At 62.6% G+C, this 19,926-nt stretch carries 20 protein-coding genes; 13 read left to right on the top strand and 7 right to left on the bottom strand.

Annotated features, from left to right (window positions below; genetic code table 11):
• Window positions 1-85: 85 nt before the first annotated feature.
• From NKJ46_RS32215 to NKJ46_RS32180, 8 genes are all read left to right on the top strand, one after another.
• Window positions 86-781 carry a TetR/AcrR family transcriptional regulator gene (locus tag NKJ46_RS32215; RefSeq protein ID WP_352671027.1) on the top strand — a complete coding sequence of 232 codons (696 nt, stop codon included), beginning with the start codon at window positions 86-88 and terminating at the stop codon, window positions 779-781.
• 359 nt (window positions 782-1,140) lie between these two features.
• Complete coding sequence (locus NKJ46_RS32210; RefSeq protein ID WP_352671025.1) at window positions 1,141-2,457, top strand: ABC transporter substrate-binding protein; 1,317 nt, start codon at window positions 1,141-1,143, stop codon at window positions 2,455-2,457.
• Window positions 2,458-2,531: 74 nt separating this feature from the next.
• Window positions 2,532-3,437, top strand: a complete 906-nt coding sequence (locus NKJ46_RS32205) for a carbohydrate ABC transporter permease (protein ID WP_254816733.1) — start codon at window positions 2,532-2,534, stop codon at window positions 3,435-3,437.
• A 1-nt stretch (window position 3,438) separates the two neighbouring features.
• A complete protein-coding gene (locus tag NKJ46_RS32200) occupies window positions 3,439-4,398 on the top strand; it encodes a carbohydrate ABC transporter permease (protein ID WP_292661213.1) in 960 nt (319 codons plus the stop codon).
• Window positions 4,395-4,616, top strand: a complete 222-nt coding sequence (locus NKJ46_RS32195) for a hypothetical protein (RefSeq protein WP_352671022.1) — start codon at window positions 4,395-4,397, stop codon at window positions 4,614-4,616. Before NKJ46_RS32200 ends, NKJ46_RS32195 begins: the two co-directional genes overlap by 4 nt.
• On the top strand, window positions 4,613-5,716 hold the full coding sequence (locus NKJ46_RS32190; RefSeq protein ID WP_352671019.1) for an ABC transporter ATP-binding protein: 1,104 nt from the start codon (window positions 4,613-4,615) through the stop codon (window positions 5,714-5,716). The genes NKJ46_RS32195 and NKJ46_RS32190 overlap by 4 nt, the downstream gene beginning before the upstream one ends.
• On the top strand, window positions 5,716-6,819 hold the full coding sequence (locus tag NKJ46_RS32185; protein ID WP_352671016.1) for an ABC transporter ATP-binding protein: 1,104 nt from the start codon (window positions 5,716-5,718) through the stop codon (window positions 6,817-6,819). Before NKJ46_RS32190 ends, NKJ46_RS32185 begins: the two co-directional genes overlap by 1 nt.
• A 226-nt stretch (window positions 6,820-7,045) precedes the next feature.
• Window positions 7,046-7,327 carry a hypothetical protein gene (locus NKJ46_RS32180; RefSeq protein ID WP_352671013.1) on the top strand — a complete coding sequence of 94 codons (282 nt, stop codon included), beginning with the start codon at window positions 7,046-7,048 and terminating at the stop codon, window positions 7,325-7,327.
• 125 nt (window positions 7,328-7,452) lie between these two features.
• Here NKJ46_RS32180 and NKJ46_RS32175 read toward each other — a convergent pair whose 3' ends face one another.
• Window positions 7,453-8,424 carry an AraC family transcriptional regulator gene (locus NKJ46_RS32175; protein ID WP_352671010.1) on the bottom strand — a complete coding sequence of 324 codons (972 nt, stop codon included), beginning with the start codon at window positions 8,422-8,424 and terminating at the stop codon, window positions 7,453-7,455.
• Between the two features lie 91 nt (window positions 8,425-8,515).
• Here NKJ46_RS32175 and NKJ46_RS32170 point away from each other — a divergent pair, with 91 nt between their 5' ends.
• Window positions 8,516-9,739, top strand: a complete 1,224-nt coding sequence (locus NKJ46_RS32170) for an MFS transporter (RefSeq protein ID WP_352671008.1) — start codon at window positions 8,516-8,518, stop codon at window positions 9,737-9,739.
• Here NKJ46_RS32170 and NKJ46_RS32165 read toward each other — a convergent pair.
• Window positions 9,736-10,083 carry a GFA family protein gene (locus NKJ46_RS32165; RefSeq protein WP_352671006.1) on the bottom strand — a complete coding sequence of 116 codons (348 nt, stop codon included), beginning with the start codon at window positions 10,081-10,083 and terminating at the stop codon, window positions 9,736-9,738. The two genes, NKJ46_RS32170 and NKJ46_RS32165, sit on opposite strands and share 4 nt — an antisense overlap.
• Window positions 10,084-10,203: 120 nt before the next feature.
• Between NKJ46_RS32165 and NKJ46_RS32160 the strand changes: the two genes are divergently transcribed.
• Window positions 10,204-11,499 (top strand): amidase, encoded by a 1,296-nt coding sequence (locus NKJ46_RS32160; RefSeq protein ID WP_352671003.1) that lies wholly within the window; start codon window positions 10,204-10,206, stop codon window positions 11,497-11,499.
• Window positions 11,500-11,513: 14 nt separating this feature from the next.
• Here the strand turns inward: NKJ46_RS32160 and NKJ46_RS32155 are convergent, their stop codons facing one another.
• Genes NKJ46_RS32155 through NKJ46_RS32135 form a run of 5 tightly spaced genes read right to left on the bottom strand, consistent with a single transcriptional unit; the run spans window position 11,514 to window position 15,753 of the window.
• A complete protein-coding gene (locus tag NKJ46_RS32155) occupies window positions 11,514-11,897 on the bottom strand; it encodes a DUF6748 domain-containing protein (protein WP_352671000.1) in 384 nt (127 codons plus the stop codon).
• A 43-nt stretch (window positions 11,898-11,940) separates the two neighbouring features.
• Window positions 11,941-12,921 carry a hydroxyacid dehydrogenase gene (locus NKJ46_RS32150; RefSeq protein WP_352670998.1) on the bottom strand — a complete coding sequence of 327 codons (981 nt, stop codon included), beginning with the start codon at window positions 12,919-12,921 and terminating at the stop codon, window positions 11,941-11,943.
• A gap of 1 nt (window position 12,922) precedes the next feature.
• Complete coding sequence (locus NKJ46_RS32145; protein WP_292661187.1) at window positions 12,923-13,639, bottom strand: FadR/GntR family transcriptional regulator; 717 nt, start codon at window positions 13,637-13,639, stop codon at window positions 12,923-12,925.
• A gap of 1 nt (window position 13,640) precedes the next feature.
• Complete coding sequence (locus tag NKJ46_RS32140) at window positions 13,641-14,810, bottom strand: mandelate racemase/muconate lactonizing enzyme family protein (RefSeq protein WP_254816744.1); 1,170 nt, start codon at window positions 14,808-14,810, stop codon at window positions 13,641-13,643.
• A 55-nt stretch (window positions 14,811-14,865) separates the two neighbouring features.
• Window positions 14,866-15,753, bottom strand: coding sequence for a sugar phosphate isomerase/epimerase family protein (locus NKJ46_RS32135; protein WP_023675190.1), 888 nt, complete (start codon window positions 15,751-15,753; stop codon window positions 14,866-14,868).
• Window positions 15,754-16,145: 392 nt separating this feature from the next.
• Between NKJ46_RS32135 and NKJ46_RS32130 the strand changes: the two genes are divergently transcribed.
• The 3 genes from NKJ46_RS32130 (at window position 16,146) to NKJ46_RS32120 (ending at window position 19,618) form a co-directional block, all read left to right on the top strand.
• On the top strand, window positions 16,146-17,201 hold the full coding sequence (locus NKJ46_RS32130; RefSeq protein ID WP_352670995.1) for a sugar phosphate isomerase/epimerase family protein: 1,056 nt from the start codon (window positions 16,146-16,148) through the stop codon (window positions 17,199-17,201).
• Between the two features lie 156 nt (window positions 17,202-17,357).
• Complete coding sequence (locus tag NKJ46_RS32125) at window positions 17,358-18,545, top strand: Gfo/Idh/MocA family protein (protein ID WP_352670992.1); 1,188 nt, start codon at window positions 17,358-17,360, stop codon at window positions 18,543-18,545.
• A gap of 221 nt (window positions 18,546-18,766) precedes the next feature.
• Window positions 18,767-19,618 (top strand): sugar phosphate isomerase/epimerase family protein, encoded by an 852-nt coding sequence (locus NKJ46_RS32120; protein ID WP_352670989.1) that lies wholly within the window; start codon window positions 18,767-18,769, stop codon window positions 19,616-19,618.
• The last annotated feature ends 308 nt before the right edge of the window (window positions 19,619-19,926 follow it).

Genomic DNA, 19,926 nt, shown 5'->3' with positions numbered 1-19,926 from the left:
TGCTCGGCGCTGCCGCCCCTTTGCCCGGCCGTTCGACGGCACGAACCGCCATTGCAATTTTTTGAGACGCGCGTATCGTATTGACATGGATGTCTCACGTCAACAAGCGACAGTGAACGACGACGCCGGCCAAGGCGCCAGCCCGCGGGTAGAGCGCGGGGCCCGCGCGCGCACAAGGCGTCTCATGCTGGAGACGGCGACAAAGCTGATGCAGGCGGGCGCCACGCCCTCCGTCAGCGAGGTGGCGGAAGCAGCGGAAGTCTCCCGCGCCACCGCCTATCGGTATTTTCCGAGCCAGGCGGCGCTGGTGCAGGCGGTGGTCGACGAAGGGCTCGGGCCGATCCTTACGTGGAAATCGAGCTCTGCCGATCCCGAGCGCCGGGTCGCCGAGCTGTTCGAGACCGCCATGCCGCGCATCGAGGTCTTCGAAGCGACGTTCAAGGCGGCGCTGAAACTGTCGCTCGACCAGTGGGCGCAGCGACAGGCAGGGACGCTGGGCGGTGAGCCGGCCTTCACCCGCGGCCATCGCGTCGACCTTTTGAAGGATGCCATCGCGCCACTCAAAGGCCGGTTGCCGCCGCGCGAATTCAAGCGGCTCGCGCAGGCGCTGTCATTGATCTTCGGTGTTGAGGTGCTGATCGTTTTAAAGGATATATGGGGATTGGATAGCCGCAGAATGATGTCGGTCGCGCAATGGGCTGCCGGCGCTCTGGTGCGCGCGGCTATGACCGAATCGATGACTGAAGGAGATCAGATCGCGCCGACGTCGGCCGCGAGATAATGCCAATCTGGTTCGACCAGATTTTCGACCTGACTAGTCATACTACTAGCGATGCAGCGGCCCAAGCAAGGCATTCACGTATCAAGGAGTAGGAAAATTCAGGGAAAACAGGCGGATATCGCAGAAATCAACTTGTCTGCGTGTCCGCCACCGTCCAAGAAAGGGCTTGACGTTCGTCTGAAATTGGTAATACCAGATCAGGACAAATAAAGCGGATCAAAGGGTGAAGGCTAAGATCCGTTTCGGTCGAGCGAGGAGGCTCAAAAACCGGAACGGTGCCGTCACGGGAGGACTACCAGGGCCGGCCTCGCCGCCGGCTCGCATGACGCGGTAGAATGCGCACAAGGGAGGAAATCATTATGCGCAAGACAATGACCAGCTTGCTTGCTGGTATCGGCCTAGTGCTCGCCTGCGGAACGTCCGTCTACGCGCAGGAAAAGGAACTTACAATCTTCTGGGCGGAATGGGATCCGGCCAATTACCTGCAGGAACTCGGCAACGAGTACGAGAAGGAAACCGGCGTCAAGATCACGGTGGAAACCACACCGTGGCCCGACTTCCAGACCAAGGCCTTCACCGAGTTCAACGCCCATGGCGACGCCTACGATATGGTCGTCGGCGACTCGCAATGGCTCGGTGCCGGCTCGACCGGTGGCCACTATGTCGACCTGACCGACTTCTTCAACAAGCACAAGGTCGGTGAAGTGATGGCACCGGCCACGGTGAAATACTATGCCGAATATCCAGGCGGCAGCGGCAAGTACTGGGCCATTCCGCTCGAAGGCGACGCCGTCGGCTGGTCCTATCGCAAGGACTGGTTCGAAGACCCCAAGGAAAAGGAAGCCTTCAAGGCCAAGTATGGCTACGATCTCGACGTGCCGAAGGACTGGAAGGCGCTGCGCGATATCGCCGAATTCTTCCACCGCCCGGACCAGAAGAAATACGGCATCGCCATCTACACCGACAATTCATATGACGCGATGGCGATGGGCTTCGAAAACGCGCTGTTCTCCTTTGGCGGCGAGTTGGGTGACTATAAGACCTACAAGGTCGATGGCTTCATCAACTCCGACAAGGCGATCGCGGCGCTCGACGCCTACAAGGAACTCTACAAGTTCACGCCCCCGGGCTGGGCCAAGTCGTTCTTCGTCGAGGACAACCAGGCGATCACTGAAAACCTGGCCGCGATGAGCATGAACTACTTCGCGTTCTTCCCCTCGCTGATCAACGAGGCGTCGAACCCGAATGCCAAGAACACCGGTTTCTTCGCCAATCCTCCCGGCCCGAACGGCGACCAGTTCGCCGCACTCGGCGGTCAGGGCATCTCCATTGTCTCCTACTCGCAGAAGCAGGAAGAGGCGACGAAGTTCCTGGAATGGTTCATCAAGGACGAGACCCAGAAGAAATGGGCAGCGCTTGGCGGCTACACCTGCAGTGCCGCCGTGCTCAAGTCGCCCGAATTCCAGGACGCCACGCCCTATAACAAGGCGTTCTACGAGACCATGTTCAAGGTCAAGGACTTCTGGGCGGTTCCGGAATATGCCGAACTGCTGCAGCAGCTCAACCAGCGCATCTACCCCTACATGATCGGCGGCGAAGGCACCGCCAAGGAGACGCTGGACACACTGGCAGCCGACTGGAACGCGACCTTCAAGAAATACGGCCGCGGCCAATAAGCATGAAGTTTCACGGAGGGGGCGTTCGTGCCTCCTCCGTTTCTTTTTCTGATTCTTGAACCGGGAGCAGGGTCTTGGCGACCACGATGATCACCACGCTGGACAGGTCCTCGCGGGCCGCCGCTCGCGGTCTAAGCGACATTTCGATCCGCAATCTCTTCATCATCCCGACGATCCTGTTTCTGATCGTCTTCAACATCTTCCCGCTGATCTATTCGCTGGGCTATTCGTTCACCGATTTCCGCGCCTCGACCAGCGCGGCGGCGAATTTCGTCGGGCTGCAAAACTATCGTGACCTGCTCAGCGATCCCTATGTCTGGTCCAACTTCGCCATCACCGCAAAATACGTCATCATCTCGGTCGCCGGCCAGCTGCTCGTCGGCTTCGGCGTGGCCATGCTGCTCAACCGCGACATTCCGCTCAAGGGCCTGCTGACGACGCTCCTGTTGTTGCCGATGATGCTGTCGATGGCCGTCGTCGGCCTGTTCTGGAAGCTGCTCTACGATCCGTCCTTCGGCATCATCAATTATGCGCTGGGCCTCGGCACCTTCGAATGGCTGTCAAATCCGAAAATGGCGCTCTATGCGGTCGCGCTGACCGACATCTGGATGTGGTCGCCCTTCGTCATGCTGTTGTCGCTGGCCGGCCTGTCGGCCGTGCCCAAGCATCTCTACGAGGCAGCCGCGATCGACAGGGCCGGGCCGTTCTACACCTTCTTCCGCATAACGCTGCCGCTGGTTGCGCCGATCCTGATGATCGCGGTCATCTTCCGCACCATGGAGGCGTTCAAGACCTTCGACCTCGCCTACATCCTGACCAGCCAGCCGACGGCCGAGCTGATCTCGATCCGGCTCTACAAGATGGCGTTCCAGGAATGGCAGACCGGGCGTTCCTGCGCGCTCGCCTACATCGTGCTGATCATGGTGCTGGCGATCACCAATATCTATGTCAAATACCTCAACAAGGTGAAGGAGCGCTGAGATGGCCGCAGTCCGCACTTCTTCCGAAATCACTTTCAACCGGGTCGCCATCGTCGCTGTCCTGCTGGTGACGATCATCTTCCTGGCGCCGATCTACTGGATCGCCTCGACGGCGTTCAAGCCGCGCAATCTCGCCACCACCATTCCGCCGACGGTGGTTTTCCAGCCGGAGATATCGCCCTTCGTCAAGTTGTTCACCAAGCGTTCGCAGCTGCGCAGCCCGCCGTCGCCGGAGGAGTACGCGGCTGCGCCGTGGTGGGAGCGCGTCGTCTTCAATGGCGGCGAAAAGATCGTGCGCGACGGCAAGGGCCAGGTGCAGTGGTCGGGCTATCCGAGCCGTTTCATGAACTCGCTGATCGTTGCCATAACCTCGACCGTCCTGGCCGTCGGCATGGGCACCTTCACCGCCTATGGGTTCTCGCGCTTCAAGGTAAAAGGCGAGGCGGACCTACTGTTCTTCATCTTGTCGACGCGCATGCTGCCGCCGGTGGTCGTCGCCATTCCGATGTTCCTGATGTACCGGGCAGTCGGCCTCAACGATTCCCATATCGGCCTGATCATCCTTTACACCGCCTTCAACCTGTCCTTCTCGGTGTGGCTGATGAAAGGCTTCATGGACGAGATCCCCAAGGAGTATGAGGAGGCGGCCCTCGTCGACGGCTATACGCGCATGGAGGCCTTCTTCAAGATCGTGCTGCCCGAGGCCGCCACCGGCATCGCCGCCACCGCCGTGTTCTGCTTCATCACGGCGTGGAACGAATATGCCTTCGCACTGATCATGACCAGCCGCCGTGCCCAGACAGCACCGCCCTTCATCCCCAGCCAGGTCGGTTCCGGCCTGCCGGACTGGACGGTGATCGCCGCAGGAACCTTCCTGTTCCTGCTGCCGGTGGCGATCTTCACCTTCCTGCTCCGCAACCATCTGCTGCGCGGCATGTCCTTCGGAGCAATCCGCAAATGAGCTTTCGCGCCATCAACCAGAAATATCTCGAACCGGGCAGCCAGGTGCAGATGGTGCTAGGTATCATCGCGCTCTGCCAGCCGTGGAACATGCTGCTGCACAGCTATGGCGTGACCATCATCCTGATCGGCCTGATCGGCTTCAACATCACCTCGAAGATCGCGCCGGAGGAGAAGGCCGGCACCGGGCAAGGGGCAAATCCGGGGGCACAGCATTGACCCAGATCGAGCTTCGCGGCGTCCAGAAATATTTCGGCGCCGTCCAGGTCATCAAGGACCTCAACCTGAAGATCGATGATAACGAGTTCATCGTGCTGCTCGGCCAGTCGGGCTGTGGCAAGACGACGACGCTCAGGGCGATTGCCGGGCTGGAGACGATCGACGGCGGCGACATCCTCATCGACGGCAAGCCGGTCCAGCACCTCAAGGCCGCCGACCGTGACATCGCCATGGTCTTTCAGTCGTTCTCGCTCTATCCGCATATGAGCGTCTACGAGAATATCGCCTTTCCGCTGAGGGCGACGCGCAAGAGCAAGGCCGAGATCGACAGCGAGGTGCGCTCGGTCGCCAAGACGCTGCAGATCAGCGATCTCCTGGCCAAGAAACCGTCGGCGCTGTCGGGCGGCGATATGCAGCGCGTGGCGATCGGCCGAGCCTTGGTGCGGCGGCCGAAGGCGATGCTGATGGACGAGCCGATCGGGGCACTCGATGCCAAGCTGCGCGAGGAGATGCGGGCCGAGATCAAGCGGCTGCACATCAAGCAGGGCTCGACCAGCATCTACGTCACCCACGACCAGATCGAGGCGATGAGCCTCGCCGACCGCATCGTCATCATGCATGAAGGCGTACTACAGCAGGTCGGCTCGCCGGACGAGGTCTATTCGCACCCGGCGAATCTTTTCGTCGCGCAGTTCGTCGGCAGCCCGGTGATGAACGTCGCCGACGCTTCCGTGACCGAGAAAGCCTCGTCCGCCTCGGTGACGGTCGGCGATGCGGCCGCCGGCTTCGAATTCCCGCGCGCCTTGCTGTCGAAGCTCAACGGTCATGCCGGCAACCAACTCGCGCTCGGCATCCGGCCGGAAGGCGTCCTCGTCCGCCGCGAAGCCGCCGAGGGATTCTTGCCGGTGGAGACGCAGATCGTCGAGCCGCTCGGGTCCTTCGACATCGTCGACCTCAAGGTCGGCTCCAAGATGCTGCGTGCGCGCACCAAGAGCGGCTTCATCGGCGGCCCCGGCGAAAGGGTCTTCGTCAGAATCGATCCCAGCCAGGCGCATTTCTTCGACACGGCGAGCGGCAAATCGCTGGGAGTGAGACTCTGATGGCCCACATCCAGCTCAAGAACATCTCGAAGAAGTTCGGCAACCACACCGCCTTGACCGGGCTTGATCTCGACATCGCCGATGGCGAGTTCTTCGTCCTGCTTGGCGAGACCGGCGCCGGCAAGACGACGACGCTGCGCATGATTGCCGGCCTGGAAAAACCGAGCGAAGGTCAGGTCTTCATCGATGGCGTCGATGTCGCCGACTGGGGCGCGGCCGAGCGCGACGTGGCGCTGGTGCTGCAGCAATATTCGCTCTACCCGCGCTATACGGTGCGCGAAAACCTCGAATTTCCGCTGAAGCCGAAGATCCGCCGGCTGCCCGATGCCGAGATCAAGGATCGTGTCGACCGCGCGGCCAGGACGCTGCGGATCGAGCATCTGCTCGACCGCAAGACCGACAGACTTTCAGGCGGCGAGATGCAGCGCGTCTCGATCGGTCGCGCCATCGTGCGCAAGCCGCGGGTATTCCTGATGGACGAGCCGTTGTCGGCGCTCGACGCCAAATTGCGCGAGGCGCTACGCACCGAATTGAAGAACCTGCAGATGCAGCTTGGCGCCACCTTCCTGTTCGTGACGCACGATCAGATCGAGGCGATGTCGATGGGTGACAAGGTCGGCGTGCTCAACCATGGCCGCATCGTCCAGACCGGCACGCCGTACGAGATCTACAACAATCCGCGCGACACCTACGTGGCGAGCTTCGTCGGCTCGCCGCCGATGAACCTCATCGACGGCAAGCTTGTCAACGGACGTGCGGTGATGGCGCCGCTCAACTTCGAATTGCCGTTTGCGGGGGGTGCCAAGACTTCGGGGGATGCCAAGACGGGCGCGGCGACCGACGGTCGCCCGCTCGTCTTCGGTATTCGTCCCGAGGACGTCTATCTCGAGACCGGCGCGCCGGTCGAGGCGCGGGTCCATGACGTCGAGAACCATGGCGTCGAGAAGATCCTGACGCTGCGGGTCGGCGACGCCATGCTGCGCGCCACCGTGCCGGCCAGGACCGACGTCCAGATAGAGCAGCCGGTGCGCTTTGCCTGGAACCCGGACAAGGTGGTGCTGTTCGACAAGGGCAGCGGAATAAGCCTGCGTCACGCCGGCTAAATACAAGCCTCTTTACTGAGCTAGAGCGGGATGCGAACCGTGCATCCCGCTCTATCTATCCGTTTTAGTCGGGCATTTGTGCGATGCCGTGTGATTCCGCTTGGCTGTCTCCCGTCATCCCCCGTACGGGGGATGCGGATGCTCCGATTTGTCGAATAGGCTGATCCTTTGGTCTCAAACGGGCTTTGCAGGCCCAATTTGGAGACCCAAATACGGAGGGTTGGCTATGGGAAATCTGTTACGCAGTTTTGCGACGATCCTGCTTGTCGCCGGTATGGGATTGTCGGCGGCGCATCTGGGCGAGGCGCAGGCAGCCAAGAAAGTTGTCGCCGGCGCGAAGGTCGACGCCAAGAAGATCAAGGACCTCAACGGCGCGGTCAATCTGTCCACCAGCGACTGCAAGCTGCTGTTGAGCGGCACCGTCGTCGAAGTCTCGGATGGCAGGTGCGGGGCCTCCGGCAAATATTGCAAGAGCAGCGCCGGCTCGGCCTGCATCACCGAGCAATAAGCCGGCCAACGTTTAGCCGGCCTAAAGCGCGTCGCGTTCGACCGGCCTCATGCAACGCGCTTTAGATTTTTGTTTTGATGCATGTCGTTACCGCAAAACCGCTGCACACTTTTGCGCGACATGCATTAGCGGATCTCCGCCTGTTCCTCGGCCCGGAAATGGCTGGGTGGCGATCCGATGACCCGTTTGAAGGCGCGGCTGAAGGAGGCGTCGGATTCGTAGCCGAGGCGAGCCGCGACGACGGAAATCTTGAGCCGGTCGCGGACCAGCCATTGCCTCGCCTGGTGCATCCGCACCTGCGTGACGTACTTTGCCGGTGTTTCGCCGACAATGGTTGCGAAGCGCTCGGCAAAACCTGATCGCGAGGCACCCATCATCTTCGCCAGAGCCTCCACCGTCCAGTCGCGGTTCGGTTCCAGATGGATCGCGGCCAGCACCCGGCCGATCTCGCGGTCCCTGACCGCCGCAATCCAACCGGAAGAGTCGCCGCAGCCGCGCTCGACCCATGAGCGGATGACGGTCGCGGCGAGCACATCGGCCAGCCGTGCCAGGATGCCACCGGAGCCGACGCGCTCCATCGTGACTTCGCGGGCCATCGCTTCCAGCAAATGCGGGATACCTGGCTCATAGGCTTCCAACTCATGCGCGCGCATCACGTCCGGCATCATGCCGAGCAAGGGGTGCAAGCCATCGAGATTGAAATACATGCTGCCGAAAAACAGCAAGGTCCCCGGACGGCAGCCGGGCACGCCGTCATTCGACATGCAATAGACACCCTTGCAGATTTCCTCGACCTCATAGCCGTGGATCGGCGCCGCCTCGATACCCGGCTCGCTCGCCAGCGTGTGGGCTGAGCCGCGCGGCAACAAGGCAGCGTCGCCCGCCTTGAGCTCGACCCAATCGCCGGTCGGCTGCAGCAACCAGCAGCCTTTGCGGCCGATGAAATGAAACCGTGCCGCCGCCTGAGCCGGAAAATGGATGCCCCAAGGTTCCTTCATCTCGCAACGGCCGTAATCGACGCCTTCCAGACGCAATCCGCGCAATATGTCCGTCAGCGGATCGCCGGTGATTGGAATTTTGGACGAACGGTCAAACATAATGGTGTTTCTAGCATGGAAACTCCAGCCAGTCACTCCTTATGTTGCATTGCAGCCAAATGCTGCGCTGCAACAGACCGGAGATTCTCTCATGACCGAACCCGCGACAGGCGTCATGGACGCCGTTCTCGATCCATCGCAAACCGGCGAACGATCCGAGCCCGCATGGGGGGCAGTGGTCTCCCTGGCGCTCGGAGTCTTTGGCCTGGTGACCGCGGAATTTCTGCCGGCCAGCCTGCTGACGCCGCTTGCGCAGGATCTCGGCATCACCGAAGGCGCCGCCGGGCAGGCGGTAACGGCCACCGCTGTCATTGGTGCGATAGCGGCGCCGACCATGGCCATTGTCACCAAGCGGCTGGACCGCAGGCTGGTCATGTGGGCGCTGACGGTGCTGCTTGTGCTGTCAAACCTGGTGGCCGCGTTTGCGTCGTCGCTTCCCGTTCTTCTGATCGCCCGCATCATGCTTGGCATTAGTCTCGGCGGCTTCTGGTCGATGTCGGCTGCCATGGCGATGCGGCTCGTTCCGATGCGGCTGATGCCGCGCGCCATGTCGATCATCCTCACCGGCGTTTCGGTGGCGACGGTCTGTGCAGCTCCAGTCGGCGCCTATGTCGGCGACATCTGGGGATGGCGGACGGCGTTCATGATCGCCGCCGTGGTCGGCGCGCTGGCCCTGCTGGTGCAGGTGGCTACCATTCCGAAGCTGCCGCCGGCAGGTACGGCAGGTTTTCGCACGCTGCTGGAGGTGATGAAGCGGCCGATGATCAGGGTGGCGCTGCTGGTGGTGCTGCTGGTCGCCTCGGGACACTTTGCCGGCTTCACCTATGTCCGCCCGTTTCTCGAGAAGGTTCCCGCGCTGGACATCGAGACGATCTCGCTTGTGCTGCTCGCCTACGGCATTGGTGGCTTCTTCGGCAATTTTGCCGGCGGCTTCATTGCCGAACGCAGCCTCAAGGCAGCCGTCAGCCTGGCGCCTCTGCTGATCGCGTTTTCGGCGCTCTTGCTGCTGGTGGTCGGAGGCTCACCCGTGGTTGCTGCAATAGCAGTGGCCAGCTGGGGCTTTGCCTTCGGCGCCGTCCCAGTCGGGCTGCAGACCTGGCTGGTGCGGGCCGCCCCCGATCAGGCGGAAAGCGCCGGCGGGCTGATGGTTATGACATTCCAGGTCGCCATCGCGTTGGGCGCCGTCTTCGGCGGCCTGCTGGTCGACAATGCCGGCGTTGCCAGCGCCTTCGCCTATTGCGCGGCGGCGACATTGCTTGCGGCACTGGCGGCGTTCTTCCTTGGCCCGAAGCCGGTCGACGATCCCAAGGCCTAAACGGAACGGCCGTCGAAGTCGAAGACCGGCACGGCGGTGACGTCCAACGCCTCGATGCAATGAATATTGATATAGGCACTTCGCCCGCTTCCTTCGCCGACATCCTCGGCGAAGGGGTGAATGCCGCAGCTGCGGCAGAAGCGGTGGGCGATGACATGGTTGCCGAAGCTGTAGCGGCCGAGATCATCGCCCCAGGCAAGCACCCGTAGGCTCTCATGCGGCACTGCCCATAGCAGTGCACCCTTGCGCGAGCAGATCGAGCAATTGCACCGTACGGCTCCGGTCAACTCGCCTTCGACCTCGAACGCGACCTTGCCGCGGTGGCAGCTGCCTTGGTAGAGCATCGGGCCTTCCTCCTTCGGTTCGACAGGTGCAAATCCGACCGTGCCGGGCTATGTCTCCTGCGGCCAGTTTCAGGCTGCTACCTTAAGACGTTGCAAGCGTGCGGAGTCCGACACCGAAAAATGCAATCAGCCCGCGATCACCTCGAAGCAATTCTTTCGCGTCTTGCCGCTCGCGTCGACGATGAAAGCGTTTTCGTAAAGCTCTACCCGGAAGCCGCACGGGCGGCGGCCGACGCCGCCGATGCGCGGCGAAAAGCCGGCGTCACGCTCGGGGCGCTCGATGGGGCGATCGTCTCGATCAAGGATCTGTTCGATGTCGCCGGCGAGCCGACCACGGCGGGCTCGCTGCTGCTCGTCAACGCAGCGCCGGCGCTGCGGGATGCCATTGTCGTGCGACGGCTGCGCCAGGCCGGTGCGATCATCCTCGGCAAGACCAACATGACCGAGTTCGCCTTCACTGCGATCGGCGTCAATCCACATTACGGTACGCCCGGCAATGCAAGTGATGCCAGCCGTATTCCGGGCGGCTCCTCCTCAGGCGCCGGCGTTTCGGTGGGCGAAGGCACCAGCCAAATCTCCATCGGTTCCGATACCGGTGGTTCGGTGCGCATTCCGGCATCGCTGAATGGCGTCGTCGGTTTCAAGCCGACCGCACGGCGCGTGCCGCTTGCGGGTGCGTTTCCGCTGTCGGCCACGCTGGACTCGATCGGTCCGCTGGCCCGCACCGTCGCCGAATGTGCGGCGGCCGATGCAGTGATGTCGGGCGAAAACCTGGCGGCACTGTTGCCGCTGCCGCTGGACGGCCTGCGCGTCGGTATTGCGCGCGGCGTGCTGTTCGATGATACGCAGGAAGAGGTCGCGACGACGTTCGACCGGTGTCTGCGTAAGATGGAGCTTAGCGGCGCACGGCTTGTGGAGCTGTCGATCGACGACCTGCTTGCGGATCTGCGCGCGGCAACCAAGCGCGCCTCGATCGCGGCGATGGAAGGGGCGGAGATCCATGCCGACTGGCTGGCGACCGGAGCGGCGACGCCGGTCGACCCGCGGGTAAGCGGACCATTGTCGCGCGCCGCCGCCATTCCGGCCACGGTCTATATCAGGGCAATGCGCTGCCGCACGGCGCTGGCCGCCGCAATGGATGACCGACTGGCGTCGGTCGACGTGCTGGCCCTGCCGACCACGCCGGTGACGGCGCCGACGATCGTCTCTATGACCGACGACGAGGCTCTGTGGAACAGGACGGAAGGCCTTCTGCTGCGCAACACGCAGGTCGCCAACCAGTTCGATCTGTCAGCCATCTCGCTGCCGATGCCGGGAATGACGCGCCCGGCCGGGCTGATGCTGGCGGCGCGCAATGGCCATGACCACCACCTGCTGCGCATCGCAACAGGGATCGAGGCGCTGCTTGCAAATTGATCCGATAGCGCGTGTCAACGCGACGAGCAGTGGCCGCGTTCGCTGTCCTTGGCGGCGCGTTCGATGCTGGTGGCAACCAGCCAAGGCAGGGTGTACCGCTTGCCGTTGAAGGTCCGGGTGCGGTTCTCGATCGATCCGACAACAACGACCTTGCCGGCATAGAGCTTGTCCGAAAGGTCGAGGGCCTTGTCTTGCTGCGGCAGGCGATCGATGTCGATTGAAACGCCTTTGATGAGCTTACCAGTAGCGAGGTCGAGTGCGCTGTTCGATGGACAGGGTGCCGCCACGCACCGTATGCCGTTGTCGCAGAACACGTAGCTGCCCTGTCCGTTGGCAAAGGCATGCGCCGTCGCCATGCAGAAGCCGGCTGTCAGCAGGAATTTTGTGACGTTTACCATGGCCGGCACCATCGCCGGCGAGTTCGGGAAAATTGAGGCGCTCTCAGAGATCGACAGGGAACCGCCGCCGGTAGTGCTCGACCACTTCGGGGTTGCGTAGATTGACCGGTAATCTGTTAGCCAGCACCAGCAAGGCTTCGCCAGCCGCGCCGACGCCCATGCGCATCATCGACTGCTCGGTGATCCCGGCCATGTGCGGGGTGACGATGATGTTGTCGAAGCCGAAATAAGGATGGTTGGGCGGCAGCGGTTGTGTTGCAAAAACATCGAGCGCAGCGCCGCCGATGCGGCCCTTCTGCAAGGCCTCGATCAGCGCGTCGTCATCGATCACCGGCCCGCGCGAAACATTGATCAGCAGCGCATCCGGCTTCATCCGGTCAATGCGCTCGCGGCTGATCAGCCCCCGTGTTTCGGGCGTCAGCGGGCAGCACAGAACGATGACGTCGCTCTGCTCGATGAGTGCATCGATCGACAGGAAGCCGACCCTGTCCGGCGCCGGCCGCATGCTGCGCGTCGTCGCCACCACATTCAGATCGAACCCATGGGCGGCGATGTGGCCAACAGCCTGACCGATCGCGCCGAGGCCGACAATGCCGATCGTCTTGCCCGCTAGCTCGCTGGCCACCACCGTGTGCTCGCGGCCCGCCAGCCAGCCCTTCGCACGCAAGTCGCGGTCCAACACACGAAAGCGCCTAAGCAGCGCCAGCGCCGCGAACATCACATATTCGGCGACGGATCGCGCGTTCACCCCCGGTACGTTCGCCACCAGCACGCCGGCCGCATTGGCCGCTTCCATCGGTACCATGTCGAGCCCGGCGCCGTGGCGGATCGCGGCCCTGAGCTTCTTCGCGCCTTCGAAAAGCGCCGCAGGCAAGGGAGCGCGGACGATGATGACATCGGCGTCCCTTGCCTCGGCGGCAAGCGTGGCCGCATCGAGGGCGGAAGCAACGACGAGTTCGCCGGCCCCCGTCAGCATGGAAGCGGCACGAGAGTGCAGTCGGTGTGTTGACAGGATCTTGGGCATTTCAGGCCTTTTCGAGCGCTGGGCTTTCCGGTTCAGCCCCACGCCCCTCGATCAGCCCTTTCCAGTAGCTTTCCGCGCCTTGCAGGTGGGCGCTCATCAGCGCCTGGGCGAGATTGCCATCGCGGCGCAGCAGCGCCTCGTAGATCTGGATATGCTCGGCATGGGAGCGCACGCTGCGTTCGGGATCGTTGAAATAGATCGGCAGGCGCAGCTCACCCATCATGTAGTAGACGCTGCAGATATTGTGGAAGACGCTGTTTTTGGTCGCCCGCACGATCTCGAGGTGGAACTCGCGGTCTTCCCGGGCAAGCCCTTCACCGGCGGCGATGCGATCCTCAGAGGCCTTCAGGATCTCGCGCAGCCGCTCGAAATTCTCCTCGGTGGCGCGTGAACAGGCAAGTTCGGCGGCCTTGATCTCGTGGATCTTGCGCAACTCGACCGTCTCGTAGATCTGGACGGGATCGAGCGGCAGGCCCGCGCGGGCGAACAGCGCCATCGCCTCGACGCTCGCCTGCTTCGTATCGATGTAGATGCCGGATTTCGCCCGTCGCTCGACGATGCGCATGGCCTCGAGAATGGCCAGCGCCTCGCGGATCTGGCCGCGGCTGACGCTGAAATGCTCTGCCAGTTCGCGCTCCGACGGCGTGCGGCCCGTCTCCTTGTCCGAATGGGAGAACAGATAGGCGGCGAGTTCCGCGAGAAGGTTCTTTTCTTTCATGTCAGCCGTGTTGCGCGTGCGCCTCCAGGAACCGCTCCGAAATGGTGAATCCCAGCCCGGGTCTATCAGGGATCGCTACCATACCGTCCTTTGCTTCGACAGTCTCTTCGATCAGATCGTGGATCATCGGGTTGGCGCCGAGCGAATATTCGACGGTGAAGCTCGCCGGCGAAGCAGCGCAGACATGCAGCCCGGCAAAGAAACAGGGCGCGCCGGCCCAAAGATGCGGCGCAAAGCGCAGATTGAAGGCGCTGGCGATGGTGCCGATCTTCATCGCCTCGCTGATGCCACCGCAAAAGGCCGGATCCGGCTGGAAGATATCGGCGGATTTGAGTACGGCGAGGTCGCGGAAGGCATAGCGCGTCGCCTCGCTTTCGCCGGTGGCGATCGGGATCGAGCCGCAGGCACGTACCTCGGCCATGCCGGGCTTGTCGTCGGCGATCACCGGCTCCTCGAACCAGGCGAGATCGAGGTCGCCGGCGAGATGGATGAAGCGCTTGGCTTCGGCCACCGTGTAGGTGCCGTGCGCGTCGACCATCAGGTCGATATCGGGACCGAGCGCCTGTCTTGCGGCGCGGACGCGAGCCGCCGAGATATGTGGGGCGCCGTCCATGGCGCCGACGCGCATCTTCAGCGCCTTGAAGCCGCCCTTGGCGATGTAGGACTGCAGCTGGTCGCCGATGGCTTCCGCAGTGGCCCAGCCCCCGGAAGCATAGGCCGGCATGCGGTCCAGCTTGCGGCCGCCGAGCAGCCGCCAGACCGGAACGCCGAGCGATTTGCCAAGAATGTCCCACAATGCGATGTCGACGGCGCTGATGGCGGCGATGCTCATGCCCCGTCGTGCCAATTGCGGCATGGCATGGCCGGCGCGAGCGGCGCTGTCGTGGCGCGTGCCATTATAGAGCATCTCCCAGATGACGCCGATGTCGGCCGGGTCGCGGCCGACCAGCTGCGGGCCGACCTCGTAGTTCAGCAAATGGACGAGAGCGCCGTAGCTGCCGGCGCTGCCGGCAGCATTCTTGCCTTCGCCCCAGCCGACCAGACCGTCGTCGGTTTCGATGCGCAGGATGGCGGCGTCGAATGTCGCCACCTGACCGAAGTCACTGCGATGCTGCTTCGCGACTTCGATCGGTATGCGAACCCACCAGGCTTGGACCGTCTTGATGCGCATGTTCATCCTCGGCCCGGCCGCGGTGAGGCGGAAGGGCTTTTTCCAAACGGCTCGGCTACTTGATCAGCGGCAGCAGCGTTTCCGCATTGATGCGCATCTGGTCGGTGTAGAATTTTTCCGTGAGCACGCTGGAGCCGTGGTCCTGAATGAATTTCAGCTGCTCCGGCGAGATGTCGACGGGGTTGCGTTCGACCATGTCGGGATAGGGGGCAGCCGGCGTGCGGTCGACGGGGGCGACGAATTCATTGGTCAGCGCGCCGTCATAGCCGATCTCCTTCAGCGTGCCGACGATCTTCGGCCAGTCGATCTGCCCGAGGCCGGCGGCGAAGCGGTTGTTGTCGGCGACATGGAAGTCGTACAGGCGCTTGCCGACCTGCCGGATGGCATCGTAGACGTTAAATTCTTCCATGTGGATGTGGTAGGCGTCGAGGCAGACGCCGCATTCGGGGCTGACCGCATCGGCCAGCGCCAGTGCCTGGGCGCCGCGGTTGAACAGATAAGTCTCGAAGCGGTTGAGCGGCTCGACCGCGATCTTGACGCCGACCTTCTTGGCGTGGGTGAAGCATTCCCGAGTGGCGTCGACCACCCATTTCCATTCCTCTTCCTCGGTGCCGTCGGGCACGACCTTGCCGACGGTGGCCGGAACCAGCGTGATGATCTCGCCGTCGAGCTCGCTGACCATGGTCAGCACGTCCTTGACATATTGCACCGAGCGCTCACGCTGGCCCTGATCCTTGGCGGCGAGATTGCGCTCGCCCAGCATCAGCGTCACCGCTCCCCAGCAGCGAATGCCGTACTCGTTCAACAGTGCGCGCGTCTCCTTGGGCTTGTACTGTTCGGGTTCGCCGGAGATCTCGATCGACTCGTAGCCGAATTTCTTGATGCGCTTGAGCGTCGTTTCCAGCGGCTCCGCCCGCATCCAATTGTGCGTCGAAAGATGCATGGTCTATCCTTCCCAGAATCGCCTGTACCAGTTCGCCTGCGGCGCACTCTGCCGAAGCGTGCCGCATGATTCCTCCCCAAGGCGTCCCAGCATTTTTGTCGAACTGGTTCGACCAATTGGGCCTGATGGGAGGTCTACAGTAATTTCATCTGGACGGCAAGAAGTGCTGCCACAAAGCGTTTGTTCCTAGCTAGACCATTGATTATGCTTAAACATGTGGCCCAACTCGGCATGGTTGCAGGACTGCGGCAGCGCGTCAAATGGCTTGACCAGATTTCGGCATTTGGTAATACCAGAATAGCGGCGCTGAGCGCGCTGTGCAAAGAGACCAAAGACGCTGGCCCTGTTTTCAATCGGCGCTATGCTTGGTCGTGAAACATAGGGAGATGCCGATGCCGACGACGATGAAGGGGCCTGGTCTGTTCCTGGCGCAATTTGCGGGCGACGCCGCGCCGTTCAATTCGCTGGCCTCGATCACCAAATGGGCGGCTGGTCTGGGCTACAAGGGCGTGCAGATCCCGACATGGGACGCTCGACTGTTCGATCTCGAGAAGGCAGCCTCCTCCAAGGCCTATTGCGACGAGGTGAAGGGCATCTGCGCCGATGCCGGCGTCGAAATCACCGAACTGTCGACGCATCTGCAGGGGCAACTGGTGGCGGTGCATCCCGCGTATGACGCGCAGTTCGACGGCTTTGCGCCGGCTGCGGTGCACAACAATCCAAAAGCCAGGCAACAATGGGCGGTCGAACAGATGAAGTTCGCCGCCAAGGCGTCGAAGAATCTCGGGCTCAGGGCGTCGGTGTCGTTTTGCGGCGCGCTGGCCTTCCCATACCTCTACCCCTGGCCGCAGCGGCCGGCGGGATTGATCGAGGAAGCATTTGCCGAACTCGGCAAGCGCTGGAAGCCGATCCTCGACGTCTATGACGAGAACGGCGTCGATGTCGGCTACGAAATCCATCCGGGCGAGGACGTGTTCGACGGCGCGACGTTCGAGATGTTCCTCGAGGCGGTCGGCGGCCACAAGCGCTGCAACATCAACTACGACCCGTCGCATTTCCTGCTGCAGCAGCTCGATTATCTCGAATTCATCGACATCTACCACGAGCGGATCAAGGCGTTCCACGTCAAGGATGCCGAATTCAATCCGACCGGGCGGCAAGGCGTCTATTCCGGCTACCAGAGCTGGACCAACCGTGCCGGGCGTTTCCGCTCGCTCGGCGACGGGCAGGTGGATTTCGGCGGCATCTTCTCCAAGCTCACCCAATACAATTACGATTCATGGGCGGTGCTGGAATGGGAATGCTGCCTCAAGCACCCGGAGGATGGTGCTGCCGAAGGCGCCCCCTTCATCCAGCACCACATCATCAGGGTGACGGAAAAAGCATTCGACGATTTCGCCGGCGGCACGACCGATAAAAAGGTGCTGCGCGGTATGATGGGGATCTAGCACAGATATCCCTCCCCCCGAGGGGAGGGTCGATCCGCGCAGCGGATCGGGGTGGGGTCGCTGGGCGTAGCGCTCGGAATGAAACGACCCCACCCGGCCCTGCGGGCCACCCTCCCTCAAGGGGGAGGGGTATCTCAGATAACGAGGGAGAAAATCATGGTTGGCGCATCGAAGACGGAAACGGGAGGCGGTCCGATCCGCTACGGCATGGTTGGCGGCGGACAAGGTGCCTTTATCGGCGCGGTGCACCGCATCGCGGCGCGCATGGATAACGAGTTCGTGCTAGTCGCCGGCGCCTTGTCGTCGAATCCGGAGCGTGCCAAGGCCTCGGCGGCCGAGCTTGGGCTCGATCCGGCACGCAGCTACGGCTCCTATGCCGAGATGGCCAAGGCAGAGGCCAAGCGGCCGGACGGCATCGAGGTGGTGGCCATCGTCACGCCGAACAATGTGCACGTGCCGGCCGCCAAGGCTTTTCTCGAGGCCGGCATCCACGTCATCTGCGACAAGCCGCTGGCGACGACGCTGGCCGAGGCAAAGAAGCTGGCGGCGCTGGTCGAAAAGACCGGCAAGGTGTTCGTGCTGACGCATAACTACACCGCCTATCCGATGGTGCGGCAGGCACGCGAGATGGTGGCCAAGGGGCAGCTCGGCGATATCCGCATCGTGCAGTCGGAATATCCGCAGGACTGGCTGACCGAAGACTTGGCCGCCACCGGCCAGAAGCAGGCTGCGTGGCGCTCAGACCCCAAGCAGGCGGGTGCGGGCGGTGCGCTGGGCGACATTGGCACGCACGCCTACAACCTTGCCCGTTTCGTCTCCGGGCTGGAGCTCGATTCGCTGTCGGCCGATCTCGACGCCTTCGTGCCGGGGAGGCTGCTCGACGACAACATCAATGTGCTGTTGCGCTTCAAGCCGGTCGGCGGATCGCACCCCGCCAAGGGCATGATCTGGGCAAGCCAGGTGGCACCCGGCCACGAGAACGGGCTGAAATTGCGCGTCTACGGCTCGAAGGGCGGGCTCGAATGGGTGCAGGCGGATCCGAACTATCTCTGGTACACGCCGTTCGGCCAGCCGAAGCAGTTGATTACCCGAAACGGCGCTGGCGCGCTTCCCGTCGCCGGGCGCGTCAGCCGCGTTCCGCCAGGGCATCCGGAAGGCTATCTCGAAGGTTTCGCCAACATCTATCAGGAAGCCGCCCGCGCCATTCGTGCGGCGCGCCGGAAGGGTGGCAGGCCGACCAAGGATGTCGTCTTCCCGACCGTGCAGGACGGCGTCGAGGGCATGGCCTTCATCGAGGCCTGCGTGAAGTCGTCGAAGAAGAATGGAGCGTGGACGAAACTTTAGTCGCTGCGTCCGGTTAACGTGAAGTCCCCCTCACCCGGACTGCCAGCCGCAGGGCAATTCGGGGCATTCGGACCTCTACCCGAGGGGAGAGGAGATCGCCAGCGTTGGCGTCCGCCTCTTCTCCCCAGCGGGGAGAAAGTGGCCGCGAAGCGGCCGGATGAGGGGGCTTGTGGCGAAGTCGCCGGAGGAGCAAGCCCGGCCGTCAAAGGGGAGGGGCGTCGATGAAAATCGGCATGTGCATGTTGTTGTGGACGACCAGTGTCTCGAAAAAACACGAGCCGTTGTTGAGGGACATCAAGGCGACCGGCTTCGACGGCGTCGAAATACCGGTCTTCTCCGGCACGCCGGACGACTACAGGAAACTCGGCGAGCTGCTCGATCGTATCGGCCTGGAACGCACCGCCGTTTCTGCCATGGGCGATCCGGCGATGAATTTGATCTCGGCCGACGCCTCGACGCGCAAGGTCGGTATCGACTACATGAAATCGGCGATCGACTGCGCTCAGGCGCTTGGCGCGAACACGTTGAGCGGCCCATTGCATTCGACACTCGGGGGCTTCTCCGGCAGCGGGCCGACGGCGGCCGAAAAAAAACGTTCGATCGCCTCGCAACGCGCCGTTGGCGACCATGCCGGCAACAAGGGTGTCACCATCGGGCTGGAAGCGCTCAACCGCTTCGAATGCTATCTGCTCAACACGATGGACGATTTGTCGGAGCATATCGACGCGATCGACCGGCCGCACATCAAGGCGATGTACGACACCTTCCACGCCAACATCGAAGAGGCCGACCCGATCGGCGCCTATACGCGCAACCGCAAGAACATCGTCCATATCCATATTTCGGAGAACGATCGCGGCGTGCCGGGCCGCGGCCACGTCCCCTGGAAGGAGACGTTCTCCGCCATCCGCAAGAGCGGCTATGACGATTGGCTGACGATCGAGGCGTTCGGCCGCTCGCTGAAGGATCTGGCCGCGGCCACCAAGGTGTGGCGCGACTTTTCCGAAGGCCCGGAAGCGGTTTATCGGGAGGGATATAAGCACATCAGGGATGGGTGGAAGGCGGCCGCGTAGGGGCTGCTAGGCAACAAGCTTGATGGGGAAGAAAAAAATCTGCGTCGGCAATCCTTCACACCCCCCTCTGTCCTGCCGGACATCTCCCCCGCAAGGGGGGAGATCGGCAGTTCCATCGACGGCATCTCCTTTTCGACCTTGGTGATTGGCGAAAGCCGAGATGACATCCGATCTCCCCCCTTGCGGGGGAGATGTCCGGCAGGACAGAGGGGGGTGCTGTCCCGCCGACCTCTCGCGAGATTTCGCCGCAGGGATGAGTCAGCCCTGGCTGGCCTGGATCCGGTTGTAGTCGTGGATCGTCCTGCTCA

Source organism: Mesorhizobium sp. M0166, from assembly GCF_040322255.1.
Taxonomy (GTDB): Bacteria; Pseudomonadota; Alphaproteobacteria; order Rhizobiales; family Rhizobiaceae; genus Mesorhizobium.
The sequence above is the reverse complement of the archived record's forward strand: the minus strand, read 5'-3'. Positions and strand labels throughout refer to the sequence as shown.

Bases quoted from the DNA above. Each gene is read 5' to 3' on its own strand.
- NKJ46_RS32215 (WP_352671027.1), top strand. From the start codon at position 86: ATGGATGTCTCACGTCAACAAGCGACAGTGAACGACGACGCCGGCCAA.
- NKJ46_RS32210 (WP_352671025.1), top strand. From the start codon at position 1,141: ATGCGCAAGACAATGACCAGCTTGCTTGCTGGTATCGGCCTAGTGCTC.
- NKJ46_RS32200 (WP_292661213.1), top strand. From the start codon at position 3,439: ATGGCCGCAGTCCGCACTTCTTCCGAAATCACTTTCAACCGGGTCGCC.
- NKJ46_RS32195 (WP_352671022.1), top strand. From the start codon at position 4,395: ATGAGCTTTCGCGCCATCAACCAGAAATATCTCGAACCGGGCAGCCAG.
- NKJ46_RS32185 (WP_352671016.1), top strand. From the start codon at position 5,716: ATGGCCCACATCCAGCTCAAGAACATCTCGAAGAAGTTCGGCAACCAC.
- NKJ46_RS32180 (WP_352671013.1), top strand. From the start codon at position 7,046: ATGGGAAATCTGTTACGCAGTTTTGCGACGATCCTGCTTGTCGCCGGT.
- NKJ46_RS32175 (WP_352671010.1), bottom strand. From the start codon at position 8,424: ATGTTTGACCGTTCGTCCAAAATTCCAATCACCGGCGATCCGCTGACG.
- NKJ46_RS32170 (WP_352671008.1), top strand. From the start codon at position 8,516: ATGACCGAACCCGCGACAGGCGTCATGGACGCCGTTCTCGATCCATCG.
- NKJ46_RS32165 (WP_352671006.1), bottom strand. From the start codon at position 10,083: ATGCTCTACCAAGGCAGCTGCCACCGCGGCAAGGTCGCGTTCGAGGTC.
- NKJ46_RS32160 (WP_352671003.1), top strand. From the start codon at position 10,204: ATGCAATCAGCCCGCGATCACCTCGAAGCAATTCTTTCGCGTCTTGCC.
- NKJ46_RS32155 (WP_352671000.1), bottom strand. From the start codon at position 11,897: ATGGTAAACGTCACAAAATTCCTGCTGACAGCCGGCTTCTGCATGGCG.
- NKJ46_RS32150 (WP_352670998.1), bottom strand. From the start codon at position 12,921: ATGCCCAAGATCCTGTCAACACACCGACTGCACTCTCGTGCCGCTTCC.
- NKJ46_RS32145 (WP_292661187.1), bottom strand. From the start codon at position 13,639: ATGAAAGAAAAGAACCTTCTCGCGGAACTCGCCGCCTATCTGTTCTCC.
- NKJ46_RS32140 (WP_254816744.1), bottom strand. From the start codon at position 14,810: ATGCGCATCAAGACGGTCCAAGCCTGGTGGGTTCGCATACCGATCGAA.
- NKJ46_RS32135 (WP_023675190.1), bottom strand. From the start codon at position 15,753: ATGCATCTTTCGACGCACAATTGGATGCGGGCGGAGCCGCTGGAAACG.
- NKJ46_RS32130 (WP_352670995.1), top strand. From the start codon at position 16,146: ATGCCGACGACGATGAAGGGGCCTGGTCTGTTCCTGGCGCAATTTGCG.
- NKJ46_RS32125 (WP_352670992.1), top strand. From the start codon at position 17,358: ATGGTTGGCGCATCGAAGACGGAAACGGGAGGCGGTCCGATCCGCTAC.
- NKJ46_RS32120 (WP_352670989.1), top strand. From the start codon at position 18,767: ATGAAAATCGGCATGTGCATGTTGTTGTGGACGACCAGTGTCTCGAAA.